Origin of the sequence: Undibacterium sp. 14-3-2, from assembly GCF_016595265.1 — a bacterium.
Taxonomy (GTDB): Bacteria; Pseudomonadota; Gammaproteobacteria; order Burkholderiales; family Burkholderiaceae_D; genus Undibacterium; species Undibacterium aquatile.
In genome coordinates this window covers 295201-311868 of sequence record NZ_JAENGS010000005.1, presented here as the reverse complement: position 1 = coordinate 311868, position 16668 = coordinate 295201, and the positions used below count along the sequence as shown (strand labels likewise).

The following is a 16668-nucleotide window of genomic DNA, read 5'->3' as shown; positions in this document are numbered from 1 at the left end:
AATTATTTTCTGAGTAATGGGTAAAGACGTGGCCAGACATTATTGAGGATAATAGGGTGTGCTTTTGCTACAGGATGGATTCTGTCTGCCTGAAAAAAATCATTTGAATCGGCGACGCCTTGTAGCAGGAAGGGTACCAGTACGATTTTCTGTTCGGTGGCCAGCATGGAATATAAAGAGAAAAATTTCTGCGCGTATTCTTTCCCATAATTTGGCGGTATTTGCATGCCGGTAAGGATTACTTGTGCCTTTTCTTTTTTTGCGGAGGTAATCATGGCGCGAAAGTTATCTTCGGATGCTTTCAATGACAAGCCGCGCAAGGCATCATTGCCGCCGAGTTCGATGATCACAATGTCCGGATGATGTTTTTCCATTAAAGACGGGAGTCGGGTTTTTCCTCCGATAGTGGTTTCTCCGCTGATACTTGCATTGATAACCTGTGCACTTATTTTCTTTTCAGCCAGTTGCTTTTCCATCAGGCTGACCCAACCTTCTCCTCTCGCCAAGCCATATTCGGCTGAGAGGCTATCCCCGAGCACGAGTATGGTTTTTGATGCAGAATGAGCGTGCACAGTCGTCATTCCCAAACTGACAACAAACACTATTTTTAACAGTGCAGATAAAAATTGGTACACAGATCGAAAAGACAGCATGACACATCCTAAAGAATCAGCAAAAGTAGCAATTGAAGTAAAAAATATTGTTAAGCAGGTCGATGATGCGACTGGCCATTTAACGATACTGAATGGTATTGATTTTACCGCGCATGCGGGGGAGACGCTTGCGATAGTTGGTGCATCTGGTTCTGGTAAATCTACCTTGCTTGGTATTATCGCCGGGCTAGATGTGCCGAGTTCAGGTCAGGTGTTGTTAGATGGTGTTAACCTGTTTTCCTTAAATGAGGATGAGCGCGCCAGATTTCGTAAGGAGAAATTGGGTTTTGTTTTCCAGTCTTTTCAATTACTGGCGCATCTGACTGCACTTGAAAATGTGATGCTGCCGTTAGAGTTGCGTGGCGATAAACAAGCCAAAGAAAAAGCAGAGGCGATGCTCGATAGAGTAGGGCTTGCTGCACGCCTGCTGCATTATCCAAAGTACTTGTCCGGAGGCGAACAGCAGCGCGTGGCGCTGGCGCGCGCTTTTGTGACTGAGCCGCCGCTTTTATTTGCGGATGAGCCAACAGGTAGTCTCGATGCGCAGACGGGCGAATCGATTATTCAATTGATGTTCACGTTGAATCGTGAACGACATTCAACTCTGGTATTGGTCACGCATGATTTGTCGATTGCGGCGAGGTGCGGCAGAACATTGAAGATTTCAGCCGGGCATTTGGTGAACGAATAACCGGGTGGTCAGGAAATAACTGTTCCTTATATTTCCTGACCGTTGAGGTCAGATAGGATTATTTTTCCATCGTCAAAGATGCCGAGCCATCCGCCTCTGTGCTTGTTTGTATCAACATCCCAGTCCGGCAGTACATAACGATATTTGCCCGTTTCTGGGTGTCGTGCGGGTCTGTGCGTGTGTCCATGAATCATGATGCAGCAAGCTGACGCTTCGAACAGCTTTGCAATGGCCTCACTATTGACATCCATGATGTCGCTATCTTTTTTTGCTTGTTCGCTTTTGCTGTTCATACGCATGCTTTGAACAATCAATTTTCGCTCAGATAACGGTCTGCTCAGAAATTGTTTTTGCCACTCCGGATTGCGCACCATAGTCCGGAATTTTATATAGTCAGTATCGTCGGTGCATTGAGCATCACCATGACAAATAACGATATTAAGCCCGGCAATGCTTACCGTGCTGGGATCTGGAAGGAGTTTGGCACCGGTCGTTTCTGCAAAAAGACTGCCTGCTAAAAAATCCCGGTTTCCGGCGATCCAGAATAGCTCGACGCCTGACGTAGTCAGAACTTCCAGCGCAGTCACGATCTTTTGATTGTAGTCATCTGCAATGTCATCATCGCCGACCCAGTATTCAAATAAGTCGCCAAGAATATAGAGCTGTTTTGCTTGCGTTGCTTTTTGCCTCAGAAAAGCCAGAAAGGCACTGGTTGTCTTTGGCAGGGCGGGAGACAGGTGGATATCGGAAACAAACAGCGCAACCAATTCCGGTTGCGCTAGTTTTTGTGATTGCTGAGAGTTCACTGTGTTGCGAAGCTTTTATTTAGACCACTTCTGCTTTTTCGATGATCACGTCTTCAACTGGCACGTCCTGGAACATGCCTGAGCGTGAGGTTTTTACGCTTTTGATTTTATCAACGATATCGGTGCCTTCTGTTACTGTACCGAAAACGCAATAACCCCAACCGTCCTGACCTGGATAGTCTAAAAAGCTGTTATTGGCTGTATTGATAAAAAACTGAGCGGATGCAGAATGCGGTGCGCCGGTACGCGCCATCGCGATCGAGTAACGCTGGTTTTTGAGTCCGTTGTTAGCTTCATTTTCGATTGGTGCTTGCGTTTCTTTTTGTTTCATGCCGGGTTCGAAGCCACCACCTTGAATCATAAAGCCATCGATGACGCGGTGAAAAATAGTACCTGCATAGTGACCGGATTCAACATACGCAATGAAATTAGCAACGGTCTTCGGTGCTTTTTCTGCATCCAGTTCGATTTTGATAGCGCCTAAATTTGTAGTCAGAATGACAGCCATGATATTCCTTGGTAATGAAGTGAAGATGAAAGAAGATTATTTAACAATGCTTGCAGATTCAATGATGATGTTTTGCTTAGGCACATTTTGCATCATGTGCGCGTCGCCGGTCTCTACGGCTTTGATTTTGTCGACAATATCCATCCCTTTGATGACTTTGCCGAACGGTGTGTAACCAGCAGTCGCGAGCAAGGCTTTGTTTCTTGGTGCTTTAACCATATTGCCACGGTAGTTGAACTCTACGGGATCACCGTCTGGCAATATCTGGTGATTTAAAAATTCGTTATTTTTTACATTAATAAAAAATTGCGCTGTCGCAGAGTTTGGATCTTCGGTTCTTGCCATAGCAATAGTACCCAGCTCATTTTTCAGACCCTTATCTAAGGCGCGACGTGCTTCTAAAGGAATAGGTTTGCGTGTTTGCTTTTCCTTCATATTTTTATCATAGCCACCACCCTGGATCATGAAGTCATTGATGACACGATGAAAAATCGTTCCTTTGTAGTGTCCGGCTTTAACATACTTCAGAAAGTTGTCTACGGTATTGGGGGCAGCATCAGGATAAAGTTCCACCACGATTTCTCCCATGCTGGTTTTTATGGAGACTTTGGGTAACTCTTCGGCCATTAAAAGCTGTGAACTGAATAAAGTTACACCAGCAAAAATAAAACCAGAAATTTTTTTGTACAAGGATGTCATTTTTTTTCGCCTGTTATACGTTCGCTTCATACACAATTCGCCATTTGGCTGCTTCTTTCCTCCAGTATTGCCTTTTTCTGGTACTGGCCCTGGCTTTTCCTGAGGTAACTTCTTGTGTGAAGGTGCTGACTATCATTTCATCTTTGCCTGGATAAATAAAATGAGTCACGTCCTTCACTTTAACAATGGGAGTAACCCAGCTATCCCATGTTTGTCTTTGTTTGGAAAACCATGAGTTTAAATCTTCCCCTTGATTTGCCCTGAAATTTCTCGAGTAATTTGCAAAAATCCGGTTGGCATTCTGGCTTTCAAGATCAAGGCGCCAGTCTTCCAGTAACTTTGCCGCAAACTGTTTGTCAAGACTCCATTTTGCTTGATTGACGAATTCAACGTGCTCACTGATGATGACCGGAGTTCTGCCTATATCTACCGATGCAGCGATTTTTAAAAAATCTGGATTCGTCAGTACGACGCAGCCATCTGATGCTAACGGCGGTCTGCTGAAACTACTGGAGGGCATACCATGTAGCCAGATGCCAGAACCACTGCGACCATTAATTTTATCCCATTCGTTAGGATAGTTTAGAGGAAGTGCTCCCGGGCCGTAAAAGTCGGGAAGCTTGCTTCCGGATAAGCGGCTGGTAATGTAATAAACTCCGAGCGGGGTTTTTTGATCCCCCTCCTTAAATTTATTTGTACCAAATTTACCCTGACTGATGTAATGGTCACTGACAAGCCGGAGTTGTCCCGCATTGTTTTCGTAGAGATATAAGCGAGATTTTTTTGCGTCGACGAGAATCACTTGCTTTTGATCTTCACGTAGCTGAATAACTGGTCTTGGAAGCAAGTCTGGAGCCGGGCGTTCCCGAAAAGATCTGATTCTCGCAGCAGCTTCATCGCGTAGTTCTTTTAATTTTTCACCCTGAACATTCGCCCCCGCTCCAAAACTGGCTACCGGGCGGGTGTGCATGAGTAACAAGTCACCCCTGATCAGGTGCGCTAACTGAAAGTGGGGATAGGCGTCGATTAACTCGTCAATTTTAACTTGAGCGTTCTGAAGCTTATTTTCTGCAAGGCTTTTATAAACTTCAATTAAAAGCTGGTCAGGATTCGCTGTACTTGAAATTTGTTCAGAAGGCATTTTTTGCGGGCGCGTTCTGGCCATCGCATCAAATGTAACGATGCAGATTGAAATACAGTAGATAAGAAGGGCGCAAACAACCCGCTTCGTGGCTATGTTGACGACCGAAGCATTTCTATTGACAGCGAAAAACATCAGCTACCCGCGCGCTCCTGCTTAATTTGCCATTTACCATCTTGCTTCGTCATGTTGATGGTTTTGCGGCTGTTGGCAGTCAGGCGGTCAGAGGTGTATATCTGGCGGAATTTAACAGTTGCATTGTTGCCGTCGATGTTGACTTTGGCACTTTCAATTTTTACGCTGATGCGACCTTTGCCTTCAATTCTCTCGCGCCTTTCCTCTGCCCATGCTTTTCGCGATTCGCCTTTAGGTGTCTGGAAATCTTTGGCATAGTGTGCCAGATAGGCGTTGGTATCTTTGTTGCTCCAGGCCTTTGCCCAATTTTCAATGGCTTTCATCACGTCATCTTCATCCTTGTCCTGGATCTGTGACGCTTTTGATTTGCTTGTTGTTTCAGCTTTAACCGGTTCTGGTTCGGCCTTTACTGGCGCAGTTGCCTGCTTTGTTGGGCTGGCGACTGGTGCCTTCGCAGACGCAGCCTGTGCAATTTGTATTGCTGGCGACGGGCTTGTTTTAGGATTTGTTCCACCGGTGGTATTGCCAACCAGATTGCGAACTAAGGTCAGTTTTAACTTGGCAGTGGCGTTTCCCGAATCCAGTTGCAGCGCTTTGTCGTAAGCTTGGCTGGCTAACTTCGCGTAGACGTCACCTAAATTTTCGTGCGCTGTGCCATACGTAGGATTTGTTCTGATTGCCATTTCCAAAGATGCCCGGGCTTTATCATATTGTCCTGATGCTGCATATAAAACAGCAAGATTATTATATGGCTCAGGCAATTCCGGATAGTCGTCAGTTAACTTGGTGAAAATATTAATTGCTTCAGCGCTTTTGTTTTGTTCAGTAAGAATCAAGCCTTTTAAAAAACGCATTTGAGCGTCTTTAGGGCGAACGGCCAGGGCACCGTCTACTTTTTGAAGTGCTTCAGATATTTGGCCTGCGCGAAGCAATTTTCCGACATCGGCTGCATCGTCAGCGAAGGAGGGGGCGGAGAATAAGGCGAAAGATAAATTTGATATGACGAAAACACTTTTTAAGATTTGGCGCATGGCGTTCTGGCTTGGATTTATCTGAGATTGACTGAACATAAGAGCGGCAATGTTATACTAAAGCTATACGTAAGCGTCATCTTATCAAATAAGTGTGCTTATTGGGCTTTTGCTCGAGCAAACATAAGATATTCGTGAGTTCATCTTTATTTTTGGTCACAATGGAATACCTTATGTTTTGAATATTCCGCCTATTTCGAATAAGTCTGAGTTTTATCGATAGGGAAATAGCTGCAGATAACAGACGAAGACAGTATTTATCTGTTGATTTGGTTTGAGATTGAACGGATGCTGGACAGAATGGGCAATTTTGATATTTAATCTGCTCCGTTTGAATATTTACGGCATTTCTTTGAGAAAGTCCTGATTATTTATTTGCAAAGTTATTCCATCAACTGATTTTGTATTGTGGGGTTGCGGGCAGATTGAAGTTATAGCGCACGAGGGCTTCAACGCGGCAAGCGATCTATGCAGGTGAACTATATATATATTGACTTCGTCAATCCGTAAGAATTTTCTCAACTCGTGTGGATTTAAGGAGGCACGATGACTAAAACGACATTCCTGAGTTTTGAGCAGTCAATAGCTGAGCTCGAAACTAAAATTGAAGAGTTGCGCTTCGTACAGGATGACTCTGCTGTTGATATCTCCGAAGAGATTGACCGGCTTTCCAAAAAAAGTCAGATGCTGACTAAAGATATTTATGCAAAGTTGACTCCTTGGCAGGTATCGCAGATATCTCGTCATCCTCAGCGTCCATATACGATGGATTACGTCAACCACGTATTTACAGACTTTCATGAGCTACACGGTGACCGTAGCTTCGCTGATGATCAGTCGATTGTTGGTGGTTTAGCTCGTTTTAATGGGCAGTCCTGCATGGTCATCGGTCATCAAAAAGGACGCGATACAAAAGAGCGGGCCATGCGTAATTTTGGTATGCCAAAACCCGAAGGCTACCGTAAAGCCATGCGCTTGATGAAGCTGGCAGAAAAATTTGACATTCCTGTCTTCACTTTTGTTGATACTACCGGTGCGTGGCCTGGGATTGATGCGGAAGAACGTGGTCAATCGGAAGCAATCGGACATAATTTGTATGTCATGGCTGAGCTGAAAGTGCCGCTGATCACAACAATTATTGGTGAGGGCGGTTCTGGTGGTGCTTTGGCTTTAGCTGTTGGCGATGCAGTATTGATGTTGCAGTATGCGACATATTCCGTTATTTCTCCTGAAGGATGCGCCTCTATTTTATGGAAAACATCTGACCGAGCGTCTGATGCCGCAGAGGCACTGGGACTGACAGCTCACCGGTTAAAGGCAATGGGATTAATCGACAAAATTATTAATGAACCACTGGGTGGTGCGCACAGAGATCCTAAGCAGATGTGTTCTCTGGTTAAGCGTGCACTGGCTGATACACTGCGCCAGTTCCAGGGCGTTAAAACTAAAGATTTACTTAGCGCTCGCCATGAAAAACTGATGAGTTATGGTAAATTTAAGGAAACAAAGATTTCTGAATGAATCAACGTGGTAACAGCGGTGTTTTAACGCACCGCTTCTCTGAAGTACTGGACTCCTACTTTTCAGAGTTAGGAGTTGAGTCAGTCCCCGGGATGGCTATTGCATTTAGTGGCGGGCTTGATTCTTCCGCCCTCCTTATGCTGGCAATTGAGTATTGTCGTCTCCGTAAAATTCCCTTGGTTGCAATTCATATACATCATGGACTCAGCACAAATGCTGATTCATGGCTTGAGCATTGTCGATCAGTATGTCTTGCACATAACGTGACTTTTTTATATAAAAAAGTCACGCTCGATGTGACTAAAAAAGAGGGAGTAGAGAGCAGTGCACGAAGTGCCCGTTATCAGGCTCTTGGGCGAATTTGCCAAGAGCACCAGATCAATTTCTGCCTGACGGCTCATCATCAGGATGATCAGGCCGAAACTCTTTTAATGCAGATGTTGAGAGGTTCTGGTGTTGCAGGGTTGTCAGGGATGGATCGATTTAACACTGCAGAGAGTTTGCTTGGTGTCGGCACCCTGATGTTAATGCGTCCTTTGTTGCAAGAAACCAGGGGCGACTTAGAGCAATTTGTTGATTCGCGCGATATTTTACACATACACGATGAGTCAAATGATGACGCACGATTTCTGAGAAACGCGCTAAGACATAAAGTGATGCCCATGTTGGAGGAGGTGTCACCTGGGTTTTCTAAACGTATAGCAAGAACAGCAACGCACATGCGATCCACGCGTATATTGCTGGAGGATCTAGCCGGACATGATTTAAGTACTTGTTCGGATAATGATGGATTAAGTTTGCAGTCTATTCGTTCGCTGTCGCCTGAGCGTGTTAATAATTTGTTGCGACTGTGGTTTGCAAGGCTACGGTCAAGAATGCCAACTACCTCGAGGTTGACGGAGATACTCAAGCAATTGTTCGATGCGCGTGATGATGCCCGCGTTACAGTTTTCCACGATAATTTGGCGATACATCGATACCGAGACAGAATCTATGCAACCTCCAGACTGGATGAGCAGGATCGATCGGAAAAGTCTGAGGTATTTAAATGGTCAGGGGAAGATAAGTTAGAGTTCCCAGGCATGGGTGGTACTTTGTATTTTCAATATTCAGATTTTGGCGTTGATTGTGAGTGGTTAAAAGGGCGGTCACTTGAGCTTCATTTTCGCCGAGGTGGCGAGCGTCTCAAGTTGGCAGAAAATCGATCTACCCGCGATATGAAAAGTCACTATCAATCCTTAAAAATCCCGTTTTGGGTAAGGCAGCAGCTACCTTTCGTATCAATTGGAGATCAACTTATATTCGCTGCAGGGGTAGGGATGCAGTCCAGCTTCTGTTCGCAAGGGAGTGGAAGCCGGATTTTATTAAAGTGGGTTGCAGAACAATCGAATAAGGTATCCATGTGATGGAAAAGAATTTAAGGCAAATTGTTTTAGATACGGAAACAACTGGTTTAAGTGCGCGCGATGGCAATAGAATTATTGAGATCGGCTGTGTTGAGTTAATTAATCGGAAATTATCCGGTAATAATTATCATCAATATATTAATCCCGAGCGTGACTCTGAAGAGGGTGCGCTTGCAGTGCATGGATTAACCACGGAATTTTTAAGTGATAAGCCTAAATTTTCTGAAGTGATCAATCAGTTTTGTGAATATATTAAAGGTGCTGAAATTGTTATTCACAACGCGCCATTTGATATCTCTTTTCTAAATGCTGAGTTTGCCAGGGTCGGTCTGGGGCTGTTTACAGATTATGTCGAAATCGTTACTGATACCTTGGTTCAGGCTAAAGAGCTGCACCCGGGAAAGCGGAATTCTCTCGACGCTTTATGTGATCGTTACGAAATCTCTAATTCGCACCGAAAGTTGCATGGAGCGCTGCTTGATGCGGAGCTTTTGGCTGACGTATTTTTGGCGATGTCCCGAGGGCAGAATAGTTTTGAAATCGATTTACCTGTTGAAGAGAAATCGGTAATTGAAGAGGTTGTGTTTGTGGATATTCCTATCGACGAAGTCATTCTTAAGATGGCGTCATCTGATGAGTTAATTGAGCACGAAACACTTTTATCTGGTTTGGATAAGCAGTTAAAACAGAGTTGTGTATGGCGAAGTCCGCCTGTATAGATTCAAATATAAATAAGCCGTTGCTATTTCGTTATATTTGTTTTGTATTTTTACCTTCCTTTTCGTGGGTTCTCCACATCAAATCTAGGCAGTTTGTTGCGACATTGCACAAAAACAGAAAAAACTTTAAAAAAATCCAAAAATAATTAAAGTTTTTTCTGATGCTGCCGTTAGTAAAACAAGCAGAAAATATTTTTAAATTTATTTTCTAATTACCCTAAAGTTTTAAAAAATGCTGCCGTTAATGGTATTGAGCTCAGTTAATTCGGAGCGTTTAACTTCAATAAGTATTTGATTTTTATAGAATTTTAGTTTTTAAGCTTGTTTTAGCTTTCTTGAAATTAAAAAATAAAAAATCGACATAAATTCAAAAAATAAAGCTTGTAAGAATTTGTCTTACGAGCTCCTTCTGTTTTTCCTTCATCTAAATACCTTTTTTTTTCCTATACACCCGAAATTTGTGGTCACTCACAATGTATCTCAACGGCAAGATACTTCGCCTTTGAACATGTATTGGAGGGTAGGAAAATGACACAGAACGACATGATGGCTGAAATACGTGATGCAAACTTGAGTTACTTAATGCTTGCTCAGCAAATGATTCGTGCTGATAAGGCAACTGCCATTTTCCGCCTTGGGATAGGTAAGGAAATTGCTGACTTAATTGAGGGTTTGAATAATTCACAAATCCTAAAGCTGGCAGGGTCCAATATGATGTTGGCAAGATTTCGTTTTGAAGACAGCTCGATTCTTTGCATGCTCACTAATTATAATAAAGAGCGTTCTCTCGCTCATTCTCACGCAGCGATTTTAATGGCAGGTCAGCCTGTCGAAGAAATTCATTAAAACTGTGTGTTGAGTATCTTTTAAGTAATGACGAGAGGTTGATATGGCTAGCAAAAGTGTTTTGAATGAAGCATCAGAGATTCAATTAGCGGTAGATTTAGTAAATCTTGGTGCTCGCTTGCAATTATTGGAGTCTGAAACGTCACTCTCTCGTGAGAGGCTCTTAAAGATTTATAAAGAGCTGAAAGGTGTGTCTCCTCCGAAAGGAATGCTTCCATTTTCAACGGACTGGTTTACGACTTGGCAACCAAATATCCACTCATCGTTATTTATGAATATCTATAAATATTTGAATGAGCATGCTGAAGTTTCCGGTATTGAAGCTGTTGTTAAATCTTATCGGCTTTATCTTGAACAGGTTGGTTGTGTATCGCCTGACGACGCTGTGCTGTCTTTGACGAGAGCGTGGACTTTGGTCCGGTTTTTCGAAGGGAAAATGCTAACATTTGCAAAATGTTCTGAATGCGGTGGCCATTTTGTTGCACATTCATTGGATTTGAATAATCATTATAAGTGTGGGCTGTGTCATGTTCCCTCCCGCGCAGGTAAAACTAAAAAAACGAGAGAGGCTGACATTCCTTTGGAGATGGTGGCTTAATAATTAATTAAATAGGAGTTGCTTTGGAGGCATTGCGTGTTAGTCACAATAGCCATAGTCCTTCAAGCGCTCAGACCAGATATCCTTTACTAAAGGCGCTACTAGTTCAGATTTTATCGTTCGTCGTTTGCTTTTCTTTTGCGATCATTGTCAAAAATTTTTACGGATACGTATTTAGTCCGTTCACATTTCTTCTTCTTCTTTTATTTCATTCATTTCTGTCTCTCCTAATTTCACTTCTGCTTAAATTTGAGTGGTGGTGGAATGTTATTGCATTCATCTTTCCCATCTTTATCTTCCTCGGTTTGTATCTGCAGATTTCATCTGCGCTTAGCTTGGTTATATTTCTTTTTCTTTTTTTTGTTTTCGGCACTACTCTCACTACAAGGGTGCCATATTTTCCATCCCACTCGTCATTGTCTGAAAGGCTTTTGGAATTTTTCTCTGATAAAGAAAAGTTGCGGCTGCTTGATGCGGGAAGTGGTTTGGGCGGCTTGATTATTGATTTATCTAAAGCCAGACCGGATTGGAAGTTAACTGGCGTTGAAATTTCCTCATTTCCCTGGCTGTTTAGTTTTCTAAGGTCAAAAATCTTACGTCGTCAAAACGTCAAATTTCAACTTGGGAGTTACGAATATTTAAATTTTGAAAAATTTGATGTTGTTTTTGCTTATTTGTCGCCAGTAGTGATGTCAGAAATTTGGAAAAAGGTGCAATATGAAATGGTGCCTGGAAGTATTTTTATGAGTTACGAGTTTCCTATTGATGGTGAGCCCCCGAGTTTCGAAATTCAAGTGAGTGAAAAAGGGGAGATATTGTATGTGTGGCAAATGTGATGTCTAGAGTAAATTCTTTAAAAGAAACATCATTTCTGCATAGATTTACATCAATTTCTGATGATTCCTATTAGTTGGGCTGATATGATTGACGTAAGATATTTGAGCGTAATTTTCCAGTCAGGGAGTAAATTTCCGTGTTAGTTATTGTTGGTTATATTGTAATTTTAGGATCGGTGTTTGGTGGCTATGCGCTAGCAGGTGGGCATCTTGCTGTTTTATTTCAGCCATTAGAGTTACTTATGATTGGTGGGGCTGCTCTTGGTGCTTCTTTTGTAGGAAATAACGCTAAGAATTTGAAGGCAACAATTAAGACGTTGCCAAACGTTTTCAAGGGATCCAAATACTCAAAAGCTCTGTATATGGAGCTGATGACCATGCTCTTTGATGTGCTGACAAAAGTGCGGAAAGAAGGGTTGATGTCGATCGAGGGCGATATTGAAAAACCAGAAGAAAGTCCGTTGTTCAGTAAATACCCCTCAATTGTTCATGATCATCACATGATGGAATTTATCTGTGATTATTTAAGATTGATGGTGTCAGGAAATATGGATGCTTTTCAGATTGAAAATCTAATGGATAATGAATTGGAAACGCACCACCACGAAGGTGCAATGCCTTTTCATTTTATCGCTAGATTGGGAGATGGCTTACCGGCCTTCGGTATTGTTGCTGCGGTGATGGGTGTGGTACATACCATGGAATCTGTAGGTATTCCTCCTGCTGAATTAGGAATTTTAATTGCGCATGCTTTGGTTGGGACTTTTTTGGGTATTTTGATTGCTTATGGATTCGTGGCACCGCTTGCAAGTTTGCTGGAGCAGCAATTGGAGGAGTCATCAAAAACTTTTCAATGCATAAAAGTAACTTTGCTCGCCAGTTTGAATGGTTATGCCCCCGCATTGGCAGTTGAGTTTGGGCGCAAAGTTTTATATTCAACAGAGCGGCCAACTTTTAGTGAGTTGGAAGAGCATATAAAACAATCGAAGTCAAAATAGTGAGTCTAGCAAGGTTTTCCAATGGCAAATGAAGAGCTGCGGCCGATAATAGTAAAGCGGATTAAAAAGTCTGGTGGCGGCCACCATGGCGGCGCGTGGAAAATTGCCTATGCTGATTTTGTGACCGCAATGATGGCATTTTTTCTCCTTATGTGGCTTCTTGGATCTACGGCAAAGGGAAACTTGCAAGGTATTGCTGAATATTTTCAGACTCCGCTAAAAGTCGCAATGGCTGGCGGTGATGGTAGTGGTGATAGCTCGAGCGTAATTAAAGGTGGGGGGAAGGATCTTAGTTTGCGTGAGGGGCAGAACCGTAAAGGTGATATCGAGTCCCAGAAGCGCTCGTATAACCTTCAGGCTGCCGAGGCTGCGTTAGCAAAAGCTGATGCAGATAGGCTTAAAGCTTTGAAGGGAAAAATCGAAGCGGCAATTGAGTCCAATTCCACGTTGAAAATGTATAAAAAGCAGTTACTGCTGGATATAACCACTGAGGGTTTGCGTATCCAGATGGTTGATGAGCAGAATCGCCCAATGTTTGCATTGGCAAAAGCTGAATTGCAACCTTATACAAAAGAGATCTTGCATGAGATAGGTAAAGCGTTAAATGAGGTACCGAATAAAATCAGTTTGTCTGGACATACCGATTCGGCTCCTTATGGCTTGGGGGAAAAGGGATATAGCAACTGGGAGTTATCAGCTGATCGGGCGAATGCATCCAGGCGCGAGTTGATTTTTGGAGGAATGGACGAGTCTAAGGTTTTGCGGGTTGTGGGTTTATCCTCGTCTGTTTTATTTGACAAGCAAGACCCACTCAATCCGATTAATCGGCGGATTAGTATTATTGTGATGAATAAGAAAGCTGAAGAATCTGCATCGCAGGATGGTGGTGCTGTTGAGGTGGTAAATCAGGCAGATTCAAGCGCTGAAGTTTCTGTTAAGTCTGCAAAGTAACTTTTAATTGCACTTAGCCATTGAAAAATTATGCAGAGAGGATGCTTAAGATGTCCGAAAAGAAACTGTTGAGTTCTCAGGTAAAGCAGTTGTTAACGGGAGTGTCGGATCATGGAAACGCCCATCTTTCTGAGGTTGAAACCGACTTGGCGCAAACGGCAATTTTGCTCGGTGAGGCTATTGAAAAACTTAGTGCCAGTTTTTTTGCGCTTCACTCTGCGATTTTGAAGGAGCAAGAAGAAATTCAACTGATCATTAATTCGGGTCTGATTTCTGACGCCACAAGCGATAGATTGAAAACAATTCAAATTGAAATTGCTACCCATGTTAACGCTGCAGTAACTGGTTTGCAGTTTCAGGACATGACGAGTCAATTACTTTCCCGAACGATGCAACGCTGTGAGGGGCTTAGAGAAGTGTTAACAACATTAGGCTTATTTGGGGGAGATGTCACACTGGATATTGACAGTGATGATATCGCTTGTCTTTTGAAAGAAACCACCTCCCGACTCGAAAAACAAAGCGCTGATCTGCAGAATTTGTTGAGAAAGGCAGTTCATCAGAAACATTTGGAAAGCGGAGATGTTGAGCTGTTTTAAGTTGCACTTCGGGCTTTCAGGTATGTTGCATTTAATTCGAAAAATGGAGTAATTATGGCCAAAACGATTTTAGCGGTAGATGACTCTGGTTCATTGAGGCAGATGGTTGCATTTAGTTTAAAGGCTGCCGGGTATCAGGTAATTGAAGCGGTTGATGGGCAAGATGGCCTTGAAAAGGCCAGAAATCAAGTAGTGGATCTTGTTTTAACTGATCAGAATATGCCAAGAATGGATGGGTTGACTTTAATCAAATCGTTAAGAGGATTGGCCACTTACCAAAGAGTGCCAATTCTGATGTTGACCACCGAGTCTAGCGATGACATGAAATCTAAAGGACGTGCAGCTGGTGCAAACGGTTGGTTGGTAAAACCTTTTGATCCTCAAAAGCTCACAGAAGTCGTTAAAAAAGTAATAGGCTGATTTTCAGTTTATTAATGTATATCCCGGAGTTTAATAATGACGATTGACATGAGTCAGTTTTTTCAAGTCTTTTTTGACGAGGCGGATGAACTTCTTGCCGAAATGGAAAAGCTGCTGCTTGCCGTCGATGTTTTGTCCCCTGAGCCAGAGGACTTAAATGCTATTTTTCGTACAGCTCACTCAATAAAGGGAGGAGCATCTACTTTTGGGCTCAATGACATGAGTGAAGTGACTCATGTTTTAGAATCCCTGTTAGATAAAATCAGAAAAGGTGAAATGGCGTTGACTGCTGAGCACGTTGATGCATTTCTTATTGCAAAAGATATTTTGAAAATGCAGGTGAACGGTCATCGGCTTGGCACCCCGGTGGATCAGGATGCCGTTGGTGACGCCAGAATGCTGTTGCAATCTTTTTCAAATGAGGCTGTGCCAGTTGTCGCTCCTGTCCCACCTCCACCAACTCCGGTTACCGAGTTGGATAATACTGAATATAAATCTGCATTCAAAATTGCAATGACAGGTTTGAGTGAGAACGATGCAAAGGCGTTACAAGTTGAGCTGGAGTTGCTTGGATCGATTTCTCAGATCGAAGCTGAATCAGATAAAACTATTTTTTATCTGAGCACGAATGAAGCAGCTGACGATATCGTTTCTATTTGCTTATTTATTCTGAATCCGGATTGCTTTACCGTTACAGAAGTACCACTCTCTACGCAAGCTACCCAAAAAAATAAGGAGAAAACTGAGGATGAATTGGGGTACGGCTTTTTTGAGCCACTTGATTCTATGTTCCCTCCTTTAGAGTCCGCTTCGGATTCAGATAAAGCCACTGAACTGGTAATGCAAGCTAACAGTATTGCTTCGTCTGTAAATCATCTTGAGAAGAAAAGTTCAGTAAAGAAAGACGCAGAAAAGCATATTGCCTCTCAAGAAACTTCAACAATCCGTGTGGGAATAGAGAAAGTCGATCAGCTCATTAATTTAATTGGCGAGCTTGTCATTACTCAGGCGATGCTTGAGCAGCGAACACAGGAGTTAGATCCTATCGTTCACGAGCGCATATTGGGGAGTGTCGCGCACTTAACGCGGAATACGCGTGATCTGCAAGAGGCAGTCATGTCAATTCGCATGATGCCGATGGATTATGTTTTTTCTCGTTTCCCACGCATGGTGAGAGACCTTGCGACAAAGCTAGGTAAAAAAGTCGATTTTATTACCCACGGGGCATCGACTGAGCTGGATAAAGGTTTGATCGAGAGAATCGTTGATCCTTTGACGCATTTGGTGCGAAATAGTATCGATCACGGGATAGAAATACCAGCAATCAGAACGCAAAGTGGTAAAAGTGAAATTGGAAAATTGTCTCTGTCTGCCGTACATCAGGGTGGAAATATTGTCATAGAAGTGAGTGATGACGGTGGCGGACTGAATCGCGAAAGAATACTTTCAAAGGCTCGTGAAAATGGCTTAGTGGCGCCGGATTCGATGTCAGATTCTGACGTATGGCAACTTATTTTTGCTCCAGGATTTTCGACAGCAGAAATTGTGACAGATGTTTCCGGACGTGGTGTCGGTATGGATGTCGTTAAGAGAAACATCTCTGCGATGGGAGGTGTTGTTGATATTCGTTCTGCGATGGGGCTGGGCACTACCATAACTATTTCGTTACCGTTGACATTAGCGATTTTGGACGGGATGTCAATTAAGCTCGGTGATGAAATATACATATTACCACTTGGTTTTGTTGTCGAATCGCTGCAACCTGCTGCAGTAGATGTCAAAGAGGTTAGTGGTAAAGGAACAGTTGTTAAGGTCAGAGATGAATACTTACCCTTAGTTCCTCTTTATCAGCGCTTCAATTTAACGCCTAAATTTCTTAATCCGTCAGAAGGTATCCTCGTCATTGTTGAAGTGGATGGGAAAAAAGCAGCTTTATTTGTTGATGATTTGGTGGGGCAACAACAAGTCGTTGTTAAAAATATTGAGTCAAATTATAAAAAAGTGCCGGGAATTTCTGGCGCAACAATTTTGGGCGATGGAGGCGTTGCTCTTATTCTGGATGTTTCTGCGTTGCTCCGGTCAAATAGATAGTCATAGTTAGAAACGTAAA

18 protein-coding genes are annotated in these 16668 nt (G+C 42.9%); 12 read left to right on the top strand and 6 right to left on the bottom strand.

The window, feature by feature from the left end; genetic code table 11:
* Window positions 1-2 precede the first annotated feature (2 nt).
* On the bottom strand, window positions 3-653 hold the full coding sequence (locus Undi14_RS13370; protein WP_200180773.1) for an arylesterase: 651 nt from the start codon (window positions 651-653) through the stop codon (window positions 3-5).
* Between Undi14_RS13370 and Undi14_RS13365 the strand changes: the two genes are divergently transcribed.
* On the top strand, window positions 652-1344 hold the full coding sequence (locus tag Undi14_RS13365; RefSeq protein ID WP_200180772.1) for an ABC transporter ATP-binding protein: 693 nt from the start codon (window positions 652-654) through the stop codon (window positions 1342-1344). The two genes, Undi14_RS13370 and Undi14_RS13365, sit on opposite strands and share 2 nt — an antisense overlap.
* 26 nt (window positions 1345-1370) lie before the next feature.
* On the opposite strand, the gene Undi14_RS13360 is transcribed toward Undi14_RS13365, so the two are convergent.
* Genes Undi14_RS13360 through Undi14_RS13340 form a run of 5 tightly spaced genes read right to left on the bottom strand, consistent with a single transcriptional unit; the run spans window position 1371 to window position 5664 of the window.
* Entirely contained in the window at window positions 1371-2150 is a 780-nt protein-coding gene (locus tag Undi14_RS13360) for a UDP-2,3-diacylglucosamine diphosphatase (RefSeq protein ID WP_200180770.1), read from the bottom strand.
* Between the two features lie 19 nt (window positions 2151-2169).
* Window positions 2170-2658, bottom strand: a complete 489-nt coding sequence (locus Undi14_RS13355; RefSeq protein ID WP_186885559.1) for a peptidylprolyl isomerase — start codon at window positions 2656-2658, stop codon at window positions 2170-2172.
* 36 nt (window positions 2659-2694) lie between these two features.
* Complete coding sequence (locus Undi14_RS13350; RefSeq protein WP_186885558.1) at window positions 2695-3357, bottom strand: peptidylprolyl isomerase; 663 nt, start codon at window positions 3355-3357, stop codon at window positions 2695-2697.
* Window positions 3358-3370: 13 nt separating this feature from the next.
* Window positions 3371-4633 (bottom strand): murein L,D-transpeptidase family protein, encoded by a 1263-nt coding sequence (locus Undi14_RS13345; RefSeq protein ID WP_234030587.1) that lies wholly within the window; start codon window positions 4631-4633, stop codon window positions 3371-3373.
* Entirely contained in the window at window positions 4633-5664 is a 1032-nt protein-coding gene (locus tag Undi14_RS13340) for a tetratricopeptide repeat protein (RefSeq protein ID WP_200180768.1), read from the bottom strand. Before Undi14_RS13340 ends, Undi14_RS13345 begins: the two co-directional genes overlap by 1 nt.
* A gap of 546 nt (window positions 5665-6210) precedes the next feature.
* On the opposite strand from Undi14_RS13340, the gene Undi14_RS13335 reads away from it, so the two are divergent.
* The 11 genes from Undi14_RS13335 (at window position 6211) to cheA (ending at window position 16649) form a co-directional block, all read left to right on the top strand.
* Entirely contained in the window at window positions 6211-7185 is a 975-nt protein-coding gene (locus tag Undi14_RS13335; RefSeq protein ID WP_186885556.1) for an acetyl-CoA carboxylase carboxyltransferase subunit alpha, read from the top strand.
* Window positions 7182-8591 (top strand): tRNA lysidine(34) synthetase TilS, encoded by a 1410-nt coding sequence (tilS, locus tag Undi14_RS13330; RefSeq protein WP_200180766.1) that lies wholly within the window; start codon window positions 7182-7184, stop codon window positions 8589-8591. The genes Undi14_RS13335 and tilS overlap by 4 nt, the downstream gene beginning before the upstream one ends.
* On the top strand, window positions 8591-9310 hold the full coding sequence (dnaQ, locus tag Undi14_RS13325) for a DNA polymerase III subunit epsilon (RefSeq protein WP_186885554.1): 720 nt from the start codon (window positions 8591-8593) through the stop codon (window positions 9308-9310). The genes tilS and dnaQ overlap by 1 nt, the downstream gene beginning before the upstream one ends.
* 528 nt (window positions 9311-9838) lie before the next feature.
* Window positions 9839-10156 (top strand): flagellar transcriptional regulator FlhD, encoded by a 318-nt coding sequence (gene flhD, locus Undi14_RS13320; RefSeq protein WP_186885553.1) that lies wholly within the window; start codon window positions 9839-9841, stop codon window positions 10154-10156.
* Between the two features lie 43 nt (window positions 10157-10199).
* Window positions 10200-10754, top strand: a complete 555-nt coding sequence (gene flhC / locus Undi14_RS13315; RefSeq protein ID WP_186885552.1) for a flagellar transcriptional regulator FlhC — start codon at window positions 10200-10202, stop codon at window positions 10752-10754.
* Between the two features lie 431 nt (window positions 10755-11185).
* Entirely contained in the window at window positions 11186-11590 is a 405-nt protein-coding gene (locus tag Undi14_RS13310; protein ID WP_186885551.1) for a class I SAM-dependent methyltransferase, read from the top strand.
* Between the two features lie 137 nt (window positions 11591-11727).
* Window positions 11728-12588, top strand: a complete 861-nt coding sequence (gene motA / locus Undi14_RS13305; protein WP_186885550.1) for a flagellar motor stator protein MotA — start codon at window positions 11728-11730, stop codon at window positions 12586-12588.
* Window positions 12589-12609: 21 nt separating this feature from the next.
* Window positions 12610-13539 carry a flagellar motor protein MotB gene (gene motB, locus Undi14_RS13300; protein WP_186885549.1) on the top strand — a complete coding sequence of 310 codons (930 nt, stop codon included), beginning with the start codon at window positions 12610-12612 and terminating at the stop codon, window positions 13537-13539.
* A 50-nt stretch (window positions 13540-13589) separates the two neighbouring features.
* Entirely contained in the window at window positions 13590-14138 is a 549-nt protein-coding gene (locus Undi14_RS13295) for a chemotaxis protein (RefSeq protein WP_186897226.1), read from the top strand.
* 54 nt (window positions 14139-14192) lie between these two features.
* Entirely contained in the window at window positions 14193-14558 is a 366-nt protein-coding gene (locus tag Undi14_RS13290) for a response regulator (protein WP_186885547.1), read from the top strand.
* A 36-nt stretch (window positions 14559-14594) separates the two neighbouring features.
* The gene (cheA, locus tag Undi14_RS13285; RefSeq protein WP_200180764.1) at window positions 14595-16649 is read left to right on the top strand and encodes a chemotaxis protein CheA; all 2055 of its coding nucleotides are present in this window, start codon (window positions 14595-14597) and stop codon (window positions 16647-16649) included.
* Window positions 16650-16668 lie beyond the last annotated feature (19 nt).